We start from the raw sequence: 16,260 nt of genomic DNA on the forward strand, positions 1-16,260 counted from the left end.
ACTCCTCTGGTCACTGGTCACTGCAACGCCCCAAAGGGGCGCGGGGAACTGCGCGACAAGCCACACCAAACCCGCACACGCCAACCAACAACAAACCCCCACCCCCTCAGGCGTTGGGCCGCTCCCCCCTCCCCGCAGCCCTCTCCATAGCGGCCACCCGCTCAAGCAAGGGCATCGGATCCACCCCCACAGACCCGGGCAAGAACTCCGCGATCATTTCGGGCGTCCACCGACCAGAGGCAAAAGCGGACCGCAACTCCCGCGGCTGAGCCCACACCGCCAACTTCGCCCCGGCGATCGTGTACACCTGCCCGGTCACCCCCAACTCCTTGGCCGCGTCGGACAGCAGATAGACGACGAGGGCCGCCACATCCTCCGGCTCCCCGATCTCCGTCAGCTCCGTCGGAACGTTCGCCGACATCCGCGTACGCGCGACCGGCGCCACCGCGTTGGCGGTCACCCCGTACTTGCTCAACCCCAGCGCGGCGCTGCGCACCAGCGAGATGATCCCGCCCTTCGCGGCGCTGTAGTTGGCCTGCGACACCGACCCCTGGTGATTGCCGCTGGTGAACCCGATCAAGGTCCCCGCCCGCTGCTTCCGCATCACGGCGGAGGCCGCCCGGAACACAGTGAACGTCCCCTTCAGATGCGTCGCGACGACCGGATCCCACTCCTCCTCGGTCATGTTGAACAGCATCCGCTCCCGCAGAATCCCGGCGACGCACACAACCCCGTCGATCCGCCCGTACGAGGAGACCGCGACGTCAACGACGCGCTGTCCCCCGGCCATGGTGGAGATGTCGTCGGCCACGGCGACGGCCTCACCCCCGGCGGCCTCGATCTCCTTGACCACGGCCTCGGCGACCTCACTGGTCGGGGAGGCGCCGTCGACGGAGACGCCGTAGTCGTTGACCACGACCCGTGCTCCCTCGGCCGCGGCGGCCAGCGCGACCGCGCGCCCGATGCCCCGCCCGGCGCCCGTCACGGCGACGACCTTGCCTGCCAAGAAGTTCCCCACGCCCGGCCCCTTCCCGCGGTTTCTGACGGACCGTTAGATTTTATGACCCGTCAGATACCTGGAGACAAGCCCCCGGGGAGGACCGATGTCGTTGCCGGACGCGTTCCACGAGATCGCCAAGCGCGTGAACAACTGGGGTCGTTGGGGCTCCGACGACGAGATCGGCACCCTCAACCTGATCACCGACGAGGTCGTACGCGAGGCGGCCGCGACCGTGCGCACCGGCCGGCGTATCCCGCTCGCCCTGCCGCTGAAGCAGGACGGCGTGCAGAGCGGGATGATCCCGGGGCGGGTCAATCCGCTGCACGCGATGGTGCAGATCAACCAGGAGCTGTTCGGCCCGGGCACCGTCGCGTGCAGCGACGACGTCGTGACCATGGGGCTGCAGGCGGCCACCCACTGGGACGCGCTGCCGCACGTCTCGCACTCGGGCAGGCTCTACAACGGCCGCCCGGCCGGCACCGTGACCGCGCACGGCGGCGCCGAGTTCGGCGGCATCGACAAGGCGCGGCACATCGTCTCGCGCGGGGTGCTGCTCGACGTCGCACGCGCGCGTGGCGTGGACCGGCTGGAGGGCGGGCACGCGGTCACGCCCGAGGATTTGGAGGCCGCCGAGGAGTTCGGCGACACGCGGGTGCGTGCCGGTGACATCGTGCTCGTACGCACCGGGCAGGCGCAGGTGTATCTCGCCGGGAACCGGGAGGCGTACGGCTACCCTTCGCCGGGTCTCTCGGTCCGTACGCCGGAGTGGTTCCACGCCCGCGATGTCGCCGCCGTCGCCAACGACACCCTCACCTTCGAGATCTTCCCGCCCGAGATCGAGGATCTGTGGCTGCCCGTGCATGCGCTGGACCTGGTGGAGATGGGGATGCTGCAGGGTCAGAACTGGAATCTCGAAGAGTTGTCCACAGCCTGTGGAGAAAGCGGCCGGTACGCGTTCCTGCTGTCGGCGATGCCCGAGCCCTTCGTCGGCGCGACGGGAACCCCGGTGGCTCCGGTCGCCCTGCTGTAGGGCCTTCGGCCGGCGACGTGGTGCTCCCGCCCCGAGCACGGCACCTCGCGCCGCCGACCGACGCCGCATCACGACCCACTCTCGCCGAGGGCCCCCGTCACCGAAGCCCTCGCCGTCCCCTCACGGCGAATCGCTGACCACAAGCGTGATCAAACGGACACGGTGCGTCAACAGCCGTACGGAGATTTATTACTTAAGCCCTATTTGCGATGGGCGCGCACGGAAGCACATCCCGGCGCACCGCCCCGCACCGGATCCGGCGCGAGGGCGGATTCTGCGAGCGTGCACCGACCCTGACCGATCCACGGCACCCGCGCGCCGGTCACACCGCCTCGAACGCCAGCCCCTCGTACGCCGAGGCCCCGCCGATACAGCTCTGCGCGGCCCGCGACGTCGTACAGCGGTCGAGTTCGCACCAGATGCGCTTGCCCGCCCCCTCGGGGCTCCAGCCCCAGCGGTCGGCGAGACCGTCCACGAGGGCGAGGCCGCGGCCGCCGGTCGCCTCGCCGTCGACGCAACGGGGCACGGGCGCGCGGTTGCTGGTGTCGGCCACTTCGAGGCGGACCGTGGCCGTCTCGCCGGCCGTACCGGGCAGGGACAGGCGCAGGACGGCCGGACGGCCCGTGTGCACCACGGCGTTGGTGACCAGCTCGGAGACGAGCAGGACCAGCGTCTCCGCGAGTGGCTCGTCGGCCGCTATCCCGGACCCGGCGAGGCGCGAACGGGCCCACTTACGGGCTCGCCCCACCTCCGCGGGGTCGGGCCGGACTTCCAGCTGCACCTGAAGCACCTGCACCGCTCACACCATCCGAACCGGCGGACACATGACCTCGCACCACGCTCGCGCCGCGACGAGGGCCACGATCGTAGCCATTTTCTGCATGACCAGGACAAAGGCCAGTGCAGAGCCCAGAGCAAGGGTCACGGAACGTGAATCCCTTGGAAGACAGCATGGTTGACGTACAGTCACGCCAACAAGCGCTTCGGGCATATTCCAGCGCGAAGGAGTACCCGTACGGCATACTGTGCGACGCACGTTCCGCTGAGTCGAACAGCCCTGTTCCGGCATCACCCCGGGGGCGACACCGACACGGCTCACGCTCGGAACCATTGGCATCACACAGAAGCTACCGGAGCCGGACGCCGACTCCGGGACGTGACGGGTCACGCATCGGACACAACCCGATATCAACGCTCCGTAATTCGCGCCTGCCACAGTCCGTGACAATCGCGGGGCCGGATTCCGCGACACCCCAGGCAGACACCGCTCACGCCACCAGGTCGGCCGCGAGCAACTCCTCACTCTCCGCAGTCGGGCAGCCACGTTGGGCCCGCACCCAGGCCCGCTTCAGATGCAGATGCACCTCGCTCTCCCAGGTGAAGCCCATGCCGCCGTGCACCTGGAGGCAGTCGCGGGCGCCGCGTTCGGCGGCCTCGTCGGCGAGCAGCCGGGCCGCGGCGATGTCGGCGCGGTCGCCGGTGACGGCGGCGGCGTAGACGGCGGCGCGGGCCACCTCGGCGCGCACCAGCATCTGCGCGCACAGATGCTTGACCGCCTGGAAGGCCCCGATCGGTTGCCCGAACTGCTCGCGGGTCCGGGCGTGTTGCGCGGCCAGCTCGCACACCCGCACGGCCGTGCCCAGCTGCTCGGCCGCCGTCAGCAGTTCCGCGACGGGATCGGAGCGGGCCGGCGCCGGCACCCGGTGCAGCGGCGTGAGCGGATCCACCGACGTCATCGGTACGGCACCCTCGGCGCCCCGCCGCACCACATCCGCCTCCTCCAGCCACTCCACGAGCCGCCCGTCGGCCGCGGCCACGACCACCTCCCCGCCGGCCGCACCGGGCACCTCCCCGGCAGCAAGGTGCGTAGCAACGAGCGGCCCCGGCACCAACGCCCGCCCCAGCTCCTCGAACACCACCACAGCCTCAGCCAACCCAAGCCCGGCCCCACCCTCACCCTCTGGCAACCGCAGCGAAAAAACCCCAAGCTCACCAAGAGCCAGCCACACAGCCCGATCAAGCCGAAACCGAAAAGCACCGGGTACGGCAGTACCGCTCAGGGGCGCGGGAAACTGCGCGACAAGCCACGACGAACCGCCACCCGCCAACCGACCGACAGCCCCCCGCACCGCACCGCGCAACTCCCGCTGCACCTCCGTCAACTGAAACCGCACCGTTCACCTCCCCTTGGGCAGCCCAAGCACCCGCTCCCCCACGATGTTCCGCTGAATCTGCGAAGTCCCGGCAGCGATCGTGTACGACAACGACGACAACCGATCAACCACCCACCCCCGCTCCAAGTCCAAGCAATCCGGCCCCAAAACCTCTGCCGCGACGTCGTACAGCGCCTGCCGCGCATGCGAGTACCTCAGCTTGAAAACAGACCCCCCCACCCCCGGCACACCGCCGGAGGCCTCCGCCTCGCTCACGTTCCACTGCGTCAACCGCCACAACGCCCGGAACTCCGCGTTCAGCCGACCGAGCCGCCGCCGCAGCACGGCGTCGTCCCACCGCCCGTTCCGGCGCGCCTCCGCGGCGAGTTCACCAAGGACTCGCCGACAGGCGACGACCTCCCCCACGAACGCCGTGCCGCGCTCGAACGACAGCGTCACCATCGTCACGCGCCAGCCGTCGTTCTCCTCGCCGACCCGGTTCGCGACCGGCACGCGCACGTCGTCGAGGAACACCTCGGCGAACTCCGCCGACCCGGCCAGGGTCCGCAGCGGCCGTACGGTGATCCCCGGGGCGTCCATGGGCATGGCGAGCCAGGTGATGCCCCGGTGCTTGGGCGCCCGCGGGTCGGTGCGCACCAACAGCTCGCACCAGTCGGCCACTTCGGCGTGCGAGGTCCAGATCTTGGAGCCGTTCACCACATAGTGGTCGCCGTCGCGGTGGGCGCGGGTGCGCAGGGCCGCGAGGTCGCTGCCGGCGTCCGGTTCGCTGAAGCCCTGGCACCAGACCTCCTCGCCGCGCAGGACGGGCGGCAGCCAGCGCGCCCGCTGCTCCTCGCTGCCCTCGGCGGCGATGGTGGGCCCGGCGTGCAGCAGCCCGACGAAGTTCGCCCCCACATAGGGTGCGCCCGCCTTCTCGGTCTCCTCCAGGAAGATCAGCCGTACGGTCGGGGAGGCGCCCCAGTGCACGTCGCCGTACCCGGCGTCGTACAGCATCCGCTGCCAGCCGAGGTCGTACGCCCTGCGTGCGGGCCAGTCCTGCGGGGACGGCTTGGCCGGGAGCGTCGGCAGCACCTTGCCGAGCCACTCGCGCAGCCGGGCCCGGAACTCCTCCTCCTCGGGGGTGTACGACAGGTCCACTAGCGGTCCAGGTCGAGATCGAGCATGCGGATCGCGTTGCCCCGCATGAGTTTGTACACGGTCTCGTCGTCGAGGCCCTTCACATGGTCGAGGGCGACCTCCTTGGTGTGCGGGAAGGTCGAGTCGACGTGCGGGTAGTCGGTCTCGAAGGTCGCGTTGTCCCGGCCGACGACGTCGATCGAGGCGACCCCGTGCTTGTCGCGGAAGAAGCAGCAGTAGATCTGCCGGTAGTAGTACGTCGACGGCGGGTCCGGGATCAGGTCCCTGACGCCGCCCCAGGCGCGGTGCTCGGCCCAGACGTCGTCGGCGCGTTCCAGGGCGTACGGGACCCAGCCCATCTGCCCTTCGGAGTAGGCGAGTTTGAGGCGCGGGAACCGCACCAGCACCCCGCTGAAGAGGTAGTCCATCATCGAGGCCATGGCGTTGTTGAAGCTCAGCGAGGCCTGGACGGCGGGCGGGGCGTCCGGGGAGGCGGCCGGCATCTGGGAGCTGCTGCCGATGTGCATGTTGACGACCGTGCCGGTCTCCTGGCAGACCGCGAAGAAGGGGTCCCAGTAGCCGGAGTGGATGGACGGCAGGCCGAGATAGGTGGGGATCTCGGAGAAGGTCACCGCCTTCACCCCGCGGGCGGCGTTGCGCCGGATCTCCGCGACCGCCAACTCCACGTCCCACAGCGGGATCAGGCACAGCGGGATGAGCCGGCCGCCGCTGTCGCCGCACCACTCCTCGACCATCCAGTCGTTGTAGGCGCGCACACAGGCCAGCGCGACCTCCTTGTCGTGCGCCTCGGCGAAGGTCTGGCCGCAGAAGCGCGGGAAGGACGGGAAGCAGAGGCTGGCCTCGACATGGTTGAGGTCCATGTCCTCCAGGCGGGCCTTGGGGTCCCAGCAGCCGCGGCGCATCTCCTCGCGGGTGATGCCCTCCAGGGTCATCTCGTCGCGGTCGAAGCCGACGGCGGCGATGTTGCGCTTGTACGGGAACTTCAGGTCCTCGTAGATCCACCAGTCGGTCGGCTGGCCCTCCGGGTCCATGGTGATCCGGTACTTGCCGGCGACGTAGGCGAGTTCGCCGATGCCGGCGGTCAGGGGCTGCGGGCCCCGGTCGCGGTACTTCGCGGGCAGCCAGGTGTCGAAGAGGTGGGCGGGCTCGATCACATGGTCGTCGACGCTGATGATGCGGGGCAGTTCGGTCGTCATGGTTCCCCTCCGCCGGACGGTGCTTATCTGATGGCCCGTCAGATAGCATGTCACCTGACGCGTCGTCAGCCAAGGCAGGGGGCAGACATGAACGACACCCCGCACTCAATGAGTTCGGCCCGGACCCTTTGGGAACTGGCCGACCGCCGTGCCCGGCTCACCCCCGACCGCCCCGTGCTCCTCCAGGACGACCGCTCGCTCACCTTCGGCGGCCTGCGCACGCGCGCCGAGCGGGTGGCGGCGGGCCTGTACGACATGGGCGTACGCCCCGGCACGGTGGTCGCCTGGCAGCTGCCCACCCGTATCGAGACGGCGCTGCTGACCTTCGCGCTGGCCCGCCTCGGTGCCGTGCAGACGCCGGTCATCCCCTTCTACCGGGACCGCGAAGTCGCCTTCGCGCTGCGGGAGTCGAAGGCCGAGTACTTCGCCGTGCCCGGCGCGTGGCGCGGCTTCGACCACACCGCGATGGCACGGCGGCTGGGCGCCAAGGGCATCTTCGAGGCGTACGACGAACTGCCCGAAGGGGACCCGTCCGTCCTGCCCGCCCCGCCCGCCGAGGGCACCTCCGTGCGCTGGATCTACTGGACCTCGGGCACCACCTCCGACCCCAAGGGCGTGCTGCACACGGACCGTTCGCTGATCGCGGGCGGCTCCTGCCTCGCGCACGCGCTGCACCTGTCCGAGGACGACGTGGGCTCGATGGCCTTCCCGTACGCGCACATCGCCGGGCCCGACTACACGGTGATGCTGCTGCTGTACGGCTTCCCCGCGGTGATGTTCGAGCAGTTCGCGCTGCCGGACGCGCTGGAGGGCTACCGCAGGCACGGCGTGACGGTCGCGGGCGGCTCGACGGCGTTCTACTCGATGTTCCTCGCCGAGCAGCGCAAGCAGCCGGGCCGGAAGGTCATTCCCTCGCTACGGCTCCTCGCCGGCGGCGGGGCGCCCAAGCCGCCGGAGGTGTACCACGCCGTCGTACGCGAGATGGGCGTGCAGCTCACGCACGGGTACGGCATGACCGAGGTGCCGATGATCACCATGGGGGCGCCGGACGACACGGCGGAGAACCTGGCCACGACGGAGGGGCGGCCGCCCGAGGGGATGGAGATACGCGTCGTCGGCGGGGAGGTGCGGCTGCGCGGGGAGGCCGTGTGCCACGGCTATCTGGATCCGGCGCAGACCGCGGAGGCCTTCGACGCGGACGGCTTCCTGCGCACCGGCGACCTGGGGCACGTGACCGCGAGCGGGCATCTGGTGCTCACCGGGCGGCTCAAGGACGTGATCATCCGCAAGGGCGAGAACATCTCCGCCAAGGAGATCGAGGACCTGCTCGCCGCGCACCCCGAGGTCGGGGACGTCGCCGTGATCGGGCTGCCGGACGCGGAGCGCGGGGAGCGGGTGTGCGCGGTCGTGGAACGGCGGCCGGGGGCCGGGGACCCGACCCTGGACGCCCTGACCTCGTATCTGCGCGCGGAAGGGCTGTCGGTGCACAAGCTGCCGGAGCAGCTGGAGGTGGTGGACGCCCTTCCCCGCAACGAGACCCTGCGCAAGGTGCTCAAGTACAAGCTGCGGGAGCGTTATTCGGGCGGACCTTCGTCACGCGTGCGCTCGTCGGTCGGTCCCGGTCACTCGGGGACCGTGAAGTAGCGGGCGAACGCCGGGACGAGTTCCGCCTCGCCGATCCTGCCGTCGCCGTCCGTGTCGAGTGCGGCGGCGCTCGCGCGGGCGAGGTCCTCGTCGACTCCCAGGATGCGCAGCACGCGTGCGGTGTCCTCGACGGTGGCCGCGCCGTCACCGTCGGTGTCGACGATGTCCAGGGCCGCGTGCAGGAAGGGCCGGGCGATCTCGGCGAACCGCTCGGGGTTGTCGCGCAGCCGCTTGACCGCGCCGTTCACGAACTCCTCGCGGCTGATGCGCTGGTCGCCGTCGCGGTCCGCGATGCCCGCCATGCCCTGCCAGAACGCCTCCGCACCGGCGTACATCGCCTGCCCCTTGTCGGAGCGGGCCCTGACACCGAACTCCGCGAGCAGCGCCTTGGCCGCTTTGTTGAAGTCCTCACGGTCGATCCAGCCGTTGCCGTCCTGGTCGAAGCCCGCGAACCGGGCCGCGATCCTGCGCTCGTACTCGCTGCTGACCATGTCTTTTCGTGCCGCCTCACGTCACGTCGGGTGCATCTCGACGGGAGCGTACGTCGCGGCGGCCCCTCCCGGCGCTCAACAGCGGCCCTTGTGCCAAGACCGGGGGAATTTTGGGACAACGATGTGGCAGAGGCCCCGGGGCTTGCTAGGGGCGCACGCGAGGGGCGCGCCCGCTACGTGTCGTCCGCTAGGCGGAGAGTGGGCCCGCCTGCTCGGTGACGGCGTCCTCCACGTCGGCGTACACGTCGAAGAGGCGGCGTACGCCGAGCGCGCCGAGTACGCGGTTCACGTGGGAGCCGTCCTCCGCGCCCTGCGCCGGGAGTATCAGCCGCAGGCTGCCCTGGCAGGAGCGAATCAGACGGCGGGAGGCGATGAGCACACCGACCCCGCTGGAGTCGCAGAAGAAGACCTCGGAGAGGTCGAGGACGAGGCTGTGGCGGCCGTCCGCCACCACGTCGTGCACCCGCTGACGCAGCACCGGTGACGTCACCAGGTCAAGTTCGCCCGACACACTGAGCACGGTCCAGTCGCCCTGCTCGCCGCCGATCACATAGAACGCCACCACCAGGCCTTTCGTTCGCCGGACCCCCCGCAAACGGAAGCCGTTCGTTCGCTTCCTTTCAGCGCGGCTGCCCAGCGGCCGTTCCCCGAAACACGGCACCAGAAACGAAAAGGGGACGGAAACGGCTTGTTTTGGTCGCCTTCGATCCTGTTCGATCAGGAGTGAACCACGATGGAGAGGGTTCACTATCACCTCCGGCCGCCCGGGGGGCGCCCAATGGCATAAAGGGGCGTGCGGCCTCGGACGTGCCGACTACATTCGAGAAGACGATGGACGCAGGCTGGACCGGGGACGACACGGGCACGAGGGGGCCGTATGGCGAAGAAGGACGCACCGCCCCGCTGGGACCGCAAGATGCAGCAGCGGCTCGCACGCGGTGAGGCGGCCGCCCTCGGCGAGCTCTACGACCGGTTCGCCTCGCTCGTCCACGGCCTCGCCCACCGCGTCCTCGGCGACGAGCGCGCCGCCGACGGCATCACCCGCGAGGTCTTCGCGCACGTCTGGGAGCACCCCGAGTCCTACGACCCCAAGCAGGGCCCGCTGCGCTCCTGGGTGGCCACGCTGACCCACCGCCTCGCCGTGCAGCGGCTGCGCGCCACCGAGACCGCGGCCCTGGCCCAGGACGCCGGCGGCACCACCGAGGAGCTGGAGCGCAGGGTCCGCCGCGCCTCGGTCGCCGCCCGCGCCGACTACATCGTCCAGTCCATGCCCACCCCGCTGCGCGCCGCCCTGGAGCTCGCCTACTTCCAGCGCCGCGACTACCGCCAGACCGCCGCCGACCTGGGCGTCACCGAGGACGAGGCGCGCCGCCGGCTCCGCCTCGGCCTGCAGCTGCTGTCCACCGCCCACGACGCCGGCGCGCCAGGCGCCCCGCCCGGCTACGGGGGTGCGGCGTGAGCGACGCAGGCAGCGCGGACCGCTTCGAGCACGGGGAGTTCGAGGACGAGGACGACAAGCGGGAGCAGGAACACGGCCGGCCCGAGCCACAGGAGGGCCACGGCGGTCCGGGCGGCCCCGACGGCCCCGCGAACGGCGGCACCGTCCAGGACCCCGACCGCACGCCCCGCATACCCATGCCCCGCGCCTCCGTCGAGGACAGCGGACGGCCGCTGCCCGCGCCGGCGGACCTGGGCGGCCCGACGCCCGCCCCGCTCGACCTGGAACACCGCGTCCTGACGTCACTGCTCGGCGCATGGGCGCTGGCCGCCTGCTCGCCGGAGGAGACCGAGGCCGTGGAGGCGCATCTGGGCGAGTGCGGACGCTGCGCCGACGAGGCGCTGCGGCTGCGTGACGCCGTCGGCCTGCTGCACCCGCCGGAGAGCCTCGACCTGGATCCGGCCCTGCGCACCCGCGTCCTGGACGGTTGCCTCGACCGGCGCCCGCCGCGCATCCCGGTGCCCGAGTGGGCGGCCCCGTACGACGCCGAGACGGCCCGCCTGGACGCCCTGCTGCAGGACATCGGCGCCACCGAGTGGCACACCCCCGTCGACCTGCGCTGGTTCGACGGCCAGAGCCCGGCGACCCGTCGTACGACCGTCGCCGGAGTCATCGCGCATCTGCTGTCGGTGGACGGGCTGGTAGCGCTCGCGCTCGGCCTGGACGACCCGCTGGGCGACACCGTCGCCGAGTCCCCCACGCCCGGCGCCCGCACCGAGGCGTACTGGCGTACCGCACACCTCCCGCCCTCCCGCTCCCTGCGCACCCCCTGGCGCGAGCAGACCCACGACCTGGTCCGCACGGTGTCCTTCGCGGGCGGCGACTCGGGCTCCGCGCGCCTCGCCGTCTCCTACGGCGACTTCGAACTGCCGCTGCACGACGCGATGGTGGACCGGGCCTTCGAATGCTGGGTGCACGCCGAGGACATCGCCGACGCCGTCGACTACCCCTACGAGCCGCCCGCCCCGCGCCACCTGCACCGCATGATCGACCTCGCGGCCCGCGTCCTGCCCACCGCCCTGGACCAGCGCCGCCGCACGGGCCACTCCGCACAGCAGCCGCCCACCGACCGGCCCGGCCGCGGTCTGCGCCTGGAGATCGAGGGGTCGGGCGGCGGTGAGTGGGTGATTCCCCTCGACTCGGCCGCGGGGGTGGGTTCCGTCGAGCACGAGGTGGCCCATGTCGCCCTGGACGGGGTGGAGTTCTGCCGACTGGCCGCGGGGCATGTGCCTCCGGCGGAGGCCGCGGTGGGGCAGGTGGGGGACAAGGAGGCGATCAGGGATGTGCTGTTTGCTGCGGCTTCGTTGAGCCGGTTGTAGGGGTGGGGTTCTGTTTCGTCGGGGGGTGCGGGTTGTCTGTGGCCGGTCGCGCAGTTCCCCGCGCCCCTAAAAGCGAGCTTTTCTTGGGGGCGCGGGGAACTGCGCGAGCAACCCCCACTCACCCGCACCCGCCGCTGAAACAGAACCCCCCGAGCTACTAGGCGAACACCACCGTACGGCGCCCGTTCAGCAGAATTCGCCGCTCCGCATGCCACTTGACGGCGCGCGCCAGCGCCTGGCACTCCACGTCCCGCCCCACCGCCACCAGCTGGTCCGGCGTGACATCGTGCCCCACGCGCTCGACCTCCTGCTCGATGATCGGCCCCTCGTCGAGGTCGGCGGTGACGTAGTGCGCGGTGGCGCCGATGAGCTTGACCCCGCGGTCGTGGGCCTGGTGATAGGGCTTCGCGCCCTTGAAGCTCGGCAGGAACGAGTGGTGGATGTTGATGATCCGCCCGCTGAGCTGCTTGCACAGGTCGTCGGAGAGCACCTGCATGTAGCGGGCCAGCACAACCAGTTCGACGTCGTTCTCGCGGACGATCTCCAGGACCCGCGCCTCGGCCTGGGGCTTGGTGTCGCGGGTCACCGGGATGTGGTGGAAGGGGATGTTGTACGAGCCGACGAGTTCGGCGAAGTCGTTGTGGTTGGACACCACGGCCGCGATCTCCACCGGCAGCGCACCGATCCGGGCGCGGAAGAGCAGGTCGTTCAGGCAGTGCCCGAAGCGGCTGACCATGAGGACGATGCGCATCTTCTCGTCGGCCCGGTTGATCTGCCAGTCCATCTGGAAGGAGTCACCGATCGCCGCGAAGCTCGCCCGCAGCTTGTCCACCGACACCGGAGCCTCGGCCGAGAAGTGGACGCGCATGAAGAACAGACCGGTGTCGCGGTCGCCGAACTGCTGGCTGTCCTCGATGTTGCAGCCGGTCATGAACAGGTAGCTCGACACGGCGTGCACGATGCCCTGCTTGTCGGGGCAGGAGAGCGTGAGGACGTACTGCTCGCCGGGGGCGGCGGCTCGACTGGACTGCTCGTTCATGCAGGACAGGGTCCCACACGAACGTCCCCGAGCGGGTCGGCGTCCGTCACGCGGACCGGGTCATGATCCGCAGCACCTCGAGCGTGCGCGGCGGGGAGTCCGGCTCCTCGCCGTCGGCCACGGCCATCCGCACATGCGCGTCCCGGGCCGCCCGTACCGCCTCCGGCCAGCCCGCGTTCTCCAGATACGCGGAGACCGGGGCGTCGGGCCCGACCTGGTGCATGATCCGCAGCACCCGCAGCACGGCGGTGTCGACGAGGGCCGCCTCCTGGGAGTCCCGGAATATGGTGCCGACGTACTTCTCGGCGGACCAGTTGTCCAGCCAGGTGTCCTCGACGAGGCGGTAGACGGCATCGGTCACGTCTCCGTACCCGTCGACACCGGCCAGCCATACGTCTCGCTGGAAGACGGGGTCGGAGAGCATGTGCAGCGCGGAGCGCACATTGCTGCGCCAGCGCCACCACGGCATGTCGTTGAGTGGCATGCCGCCCATGGTGGGGGAGCGACGGCCGCGGCGGGAAGAGTTCTCCGGAGCTTGCACGGTCACCGATCGTACGTTCTTCCGCCCGGGCGCCTCGGCGACCCCCGTAATTCACCTCGTAGCCACCGTTCGATAACCGAGGGTCACCCCCGGGTTGGCGATGTGGCGGAAGCGTGTGTGCCCATGACCGGTTGGCGACGCACCCGCAGCACCTTCCTCCCCCTGCGCACCCGGCCGCGCAGAGCCACCGTCCTGCCGACGGCGGCCCTGGCCGCGTGCGCGTCACTGGCCGCCGGTTGCGGGGCCATCCCCGGTGCCACGGGGGGCTCCGGGGACGGCCCGATCACGGTCATGACGTGGGCGCCGGAGCAGACGGGCTCGACCAACAAGCCCGGCATGCCCGCCTTCGCCAAGGCCTACGCCCGCTGGGTCAACGCCCACGGCGGCATCAAGGGCCACAAGCTGAAGGTCCTGACCTGCAACGACCACAACGACAGCGTGGCCGCCGCGAAGTGCGCGACCACCGCCGTCAAGAACGACGTCGTCGCGGTCGTCGGCTCCTACAGCCAGTACGGCGACTCGTATCTGCCCACGCTGGAGAGCGCCGGCATCCCCTACATAGGCGGCTACGGCGTCACCACCGCCGAGTTCACCAGCCCGCTGTCGTATCCCGTCAACGGCGGCCAGCCCTCCCTCCTGGCCGGGCTCGGCCGGGAACTGGCCGCCGGCTGCGGCCCGGTCGCGCTCATCAGGCCCGACAGCATCGCGGGCGACGAACTGCCCGCCATGCTCGACTCCGGCCTGAAGGCGGGCGGACACGCCCCAGCGGTCGACCAGCGGGCGGCGGACGACACCACCGAGTACTCGGGGCCCTCGCGCAAGGCGCTGACGGCCTCGACGGCGGGCCCGCCGAAGAAGGGGTGCGTGATCCCCGCGCTCGGGGACCGCACCGACACCTTCATGGACTCCTTCCGGCGCGACCGCGAGGACTACCCCGCGGTGAAGACCGCCGCCACCCTCGACAGCGTCGACCAGACGGTGATCAACGAGTCCGGCGGACAGTCGGGGCCGTACGAGGGGTCGTACGTCAGCGGCTGGTACCCGGTGACGGGCGATCCGCGCTGGGACCCGATGAAGAAGGTGATCCAGGAGCAGGCCTTCGGCGACAACCGCATCGATCCCGCGGACGCCGGGGTGCAGACGACCTGGATCGCGTACACGGTCTTCAAGGCCGCCGTGGAGTCCCTCGACGACCAGGACGTCACCTCCGAGACGGTGCGCAAGGCCCTCGACGACGGGCTGAGGATCAGCACGGGCGGGCTCACGCCGACGCTGAGCTGGGCCACCGAGAGCCGGCTGGCCGCCATCGGCTTCCCCCGCCTGGTCAACGCCGACCTGACGCTTCAGATGGTGCGCCAGGGCCGGCTGGTCGCGGCGGACAAGGGGTTCGTCAATGTGACGAGGACGCTGGAGGGCGCGGACGTGAACTGAGGTTCACGCCCCGCGCGCCCGGCGCCCGTACGGCCGTCCCACCCGCCCGGCCGTCCCGCCTCTCAGAGCTGGGTCGGCTGGCGCTGGGTCAGTCCGTACTGCTTCGCGATGGCGTTCCACAGCTGGGACGCCTTCACCTTCTGCTGGCTGGCGGTGCCGCTCGCGCGGTTGCCGGCCCCGGTCTGCCCGGTCGCGCGGGCCTGGCCCTTCTTGCAGCCCTTCTTGCCGCCCACCTGGTCGGCCCAGGCCGCGTAGTGGTTGTCGGCCGACGCGGACGCCTTCCAGGCCTGGTTGAGCGCGCTGGTCAGCGCGGCGTTGTTCGGGAGCTTGTCCACGGACAGGCCGGCCAGCCGGGTCACCAGCTGGTTGCGCTGCTGGGCCGCCGAGCGCAGGTCGGAGGCGGCCTGGGAGAGGTTCTTGCACCCCTTCACATTCGCCACCGCCTGGATCACCGAGGCCCGGCTGTCGCCGCTGTCGGACAGCAGCTTGTCCAGCGCGACGGCCTGCTGCTTGGCCGGGTCGGCCGCGGGCGAGGCCGAGCCGTCGGTCGCCGGGGCCGTTGCGGACACGGGCTGGTTCTTGTCCGTGCCGTCGTCGCCCCCGCCACCGCCGAGCAGCGCGCCCGCGCCGACACCCAGCACGACGATGCCGATGCCTATGCCCGCGATCAGGGGTGTCCGGGAGCGGCTGCGGCCGCCACGGCCGCCCCGGCCGTCGTCGCCGCCTGTGGGGCTGTACAAGGTCTCCGGCGGGGGGTAGGAAGTCTGCTGCTGGGCGTAGCCGGCCTGCGCGGGCGGCTGCTCGAAGCGCGGCATCTGCTGGGTGGCCCCGGCCGGGCTCTCGCCGCCCGGCCCGCTGCGGAAGAGGTTGTCGAACTCGGCGGGCGGCTGCCGGTCGCCGCCCTGCTGCATGCCGTACGGCGCCTGGTCCGTGACGGGCGGGATGTACTGCGTGGGCTCGGCGTCGGGCCCGGCCGCGGGCGGCATCGGTCCGGCGCCGGGCTGCTGCCCGCGGCCCAGGAACTGCGTCGCCTCCGAGGAGGCCGCGTGGGCCCCGCCCACCTCGGGCGGCAGGGCTCCGGGTGCGACGGGCGGTATGTACTGCGTCGCCCCCTCGTCCACCGCCGCGGCGACCGGCGGGATGTACTGCGTGGCGCCCTCGTCCGCGGCGGGCGGCAGGGCGCCGCCGTAGGGGCCGGGGGCGGTCGGAGAGCCGTAGGCGGGCGGCAGCGGCGCGGGCTGTCCGTGCCCGGCGGACGCACCCCACTGGTCGGCGGGCGGCTGGTGCTGCTCGGGCTCGTTCCACGGCTGGGCGGGCTGCGCTCCCCAGCCCTCGCCCGGCTGCGGAGCCGGGCTCTGGCTCTGGTCGGGACCCCACGGCGTGCCCCAGGCCTGGCCACCGGTCGGGGTCGCGGCCTGCGGGCCGTTGTGTCCGCCGGTCTGCGGGGCGTTGTACGAGCCGTTGTGGGCACCGCCGTACGGGCCCACCGGGGCCTGTGCGTTCAGCATGCCCGGCAGCAGCGGCTCGCCGCCGTCGGAGGGCAGCACGATGCCTTCGCGCGCTTCGCGCGGCGAGGGCTCCTCGCCCTGTCCACTCTGCGTCACCGGGACTCCTACGTATGGGGGACCTTCGGAACCGTCGGCTCACGCTACCGGGTCCCCCGAGCCGGGTGCCACGCAGCTCAGGACCTAACCTCCTTCCCTGTGACCGCAGTAACAAAACCGGTCGACACCGCGCTGCAAATGTCCAGCTTTCGCGCC

General features: G+C 71.3%; 15 protein-coding genes. 5 read left to right on the forward strand and 10 right to left on the reverse strand.

Annotation, left to right across the window (positions count from 1 at the left end; translation table 11 throughout):
- Positions 1-106 precede the first annotated feature (106 nt).
- Positions 107-1,018 carry an SDR family NAD(P)-dependent oxidoreductase gene (locus JYK17_RS07335; RefSeq protein ID WP_128802228.1) on the reverse strand — a complete coding sequence of 304 codons (912 nt, stop codon included), beginning with the start codon at positions 1,016-1,018 and terminating at the stop codon, positions 107-109.
- An 85-nt stretch (positions 1,019-1,103) separates the two neighbouring features.
- On the opposite strand from JYK17_RS07335, the gene JYK17_RS07340 reads away from it, so the two are divergent.
- Positions 1,104-2,030: a cyclase family protein gene (locus tag JYK17_RS07340; protein ID WP_108008632.1), complete on the forward strand. Its 927-nt coding sequence runs from the start codon at positions 1,104-1,106 to the stop codon at positions 2,028-2,030.
- A gap of 322 nt (positions 2,031-2,352) precedes the next feature.
- Here the strand turns inward: JYK17_RS07340 and JYK17_RS07345 are convergent, their stop codons facing one another.
- From JYK17_RS07345 to JYK17_RS07360, 4 genes are all read right to left on the reverse strand, one after another.
- Entirely contained in the window at positions 2,353-2,826 is a 474-nt protein-coding gene (locus JYK17_RS07345) for an ATP-binding protein (RefSeq protein WP_128802229.1), read from the reverse strand.
- A gap of 472 nt (positions 2,827-3,298) precedes the next feature.
- Entirely contained in the window at positions 3,299-4,204 is a 906-nt protein-coding gene (locus tag JYK17_RS07350) for an acyl-CoA dehydrogenase family protein (protein ID WP_222810060.1), read from the reverse strand.
- Between the two features lie 3 nt (positions 4,205-4,207).
- The gene (locus JYK17_RS07355) at positions 4,208-5,341 is read right to left on the reverse strand and encodes an acyl-CoA dehydrogenase family protein (RefSeq protein WP_222810061.1); all 1,134 of its coding nucleotides are present in this window, start codon (positions 5,339-5,341) and stop codon (positions 4,208-4,210) included.
- Positions 5,341-6,537, reverse strand: a complete 1,197-nt coding sequence (locus JYK17_RS07360; protein ID WP_108008641.1) for an amidohydrolase family protein — start codon at positions 6,535-6,537, stop codon at positions 5,341-5,343. The genes JYK17_RS07355 and JYK17_RS07360 overlap by 1 nt, the downstream gene beginning before the upstream one ends.
- Before the next feature lie 87 nt (positions 6,538-6,624).
- On the opposite strand from JYK17_RS07360, the gene JYK17_RS07365 reads away from it, so the two are divergent.
- Positions 6,625-8,181, forward strand: coding sequence for a class I adenylate-forming enzyme family protein (locus JYK17_RS07365; RefSeq protein ID WP_222810062.1), 1,557 nt, complete (start codon positions 6,625-6,627; stop codon positions 8,179-8,181).
- On the opposite strand, the gene JYK17_RS07370 is transcribed toward JYK17_RS07365, so the two are convergent.
- Together JYK17_RS07370 and JYK17_RS07375 are read right to left on the reverse strand one after the other, a co-directional pair.
- The gene (locus JYK17_RS07370; protein ID WP_108008645.1) at positions 8,160-8,672 is read right to left on the reverse strand and encodes an EF-hand domain-containing protein; all 513 of its coding nucleotides are present in this window, start codon (positions 8,670-8,672) and stop codon (positions 8,160-8,162) included. The genes JYK17_RS07365 and JYK17_RS07370 overlap by 22 nt on opposite strands.
- A gap of 187 nt (positions 8,673-8,859) precedes the next feature.
- Positions 8,860-9,240, reverse strand: coding sequence for an STAS domain-containing protein (locus tag JYK17_RS07375; RefSeq protein WP_108009165.1), 381 nt, complete (start codon positions 9,238-9,240; stop codon positions 8,860-8,862).
- A 309-nt stretch (positions 9,241-9,549) separates the two neighbouring features.
- Here JYK17_RS07375 and JYK17_RS07380 point away from each other — a divergent pair, with 309 nt between their 5' ends.
- Positions 9,550-10,131 carry a sigma-70 family RNA polymerase sigma factor gene (locus tag JYK17_RS07380; RefSeq protein ID WP_108008647.1) on the forward strand — a complete coding sequence of 194 codons (582 nt, stop codon included), beginning with the start codon at positions 9,550-9,552 and terminating at the stop codon, positions 10,129-10,131.
- The gene (locus tag JYK17_RS07385; protein ID WP_108008649.1) at positions 10,128-11,489 is read left to right on the forward strand and encodes a zf-HC2 domain-containing protein; all 1,362 of its coding nucleotides are present in this window, start codon (positions 10,128-10,130) and stop codon (positions 11,487-11,489) included. The genes JYK17_RS07380 and JYK17_RS07385 overlap by 4 nt, the downstream gene beginning before the upstream one ends.
- Positions 11,490-11,646: 157 nt before the next feature.
- Here JYK17_RS07385 and purU read toward each other — a convergent pair whose 3' ends face one another.
- Positions 11,647-12,528, reverse strand: a complete 882-nt coding sequence (gene purU / locus JYK17_RS07390; RefSeq protein WP_128802231.1) for a formyltetrahydrofolate deformylase — start codon at positions 12,526-12,528, stop codon at positions 11,647-11,649.
- Between the two features lie 46 nt (positions 12,529-12,574).
- Positions 12,575-13,075, reverse strand: a complete 501-nt coding sequence (locus tag JYK17_RS07395; protein WP_108008653.1) for an SCO4402 family protein — start codon at positions 13,073-13,075, stop codon at positions 12,575-12,577.
- Positions 13,076-13,192: 117 nt separating this feature from the next.
- Between JYK17_RS07395 and JYK17_RS07400 the strand changes: the two genes are divergently transcribed.
- A complete protein-coding gene (locus JYK17_RS07400; protein ID WP_108008655.1) occupies positions 13,193-14,500 on the forward strand; it encodes an ABC transporter substrate-binding protein in 1,308 nt (435 codons plus the stop codon).
- 62 nt (positions 14,501-14,562) lie between these two features.
- Here JYK17_RS07400 and JYK17_RS07405 read toward each other — a convergent pair whose 3' ends face one another.
- Positions 14,563-16,104 (reverse strand): hypothetical protein, encoded by a 1,542-nt coding sequence (locus tag JYK17_RS07405; protein WP_108008657.1) that lies wholly within the window; start codon positions 16,102-16,104, stop codon positions 14,563-14,565.
- Positions 16,105-16,260: the final 156 nt, after the last annotated feature.

Origin of the sequence: Streptomyces plumbidurans (assembly GCF_019857225.1) — a bacterium.
Classification (GTDB): domain Bacteria; phylum Actinomycetota; class Actinomycetes; order Streptomycetales; family Streptomycetaceae; genus Streptomyces; species Streptomyces plumbidurans.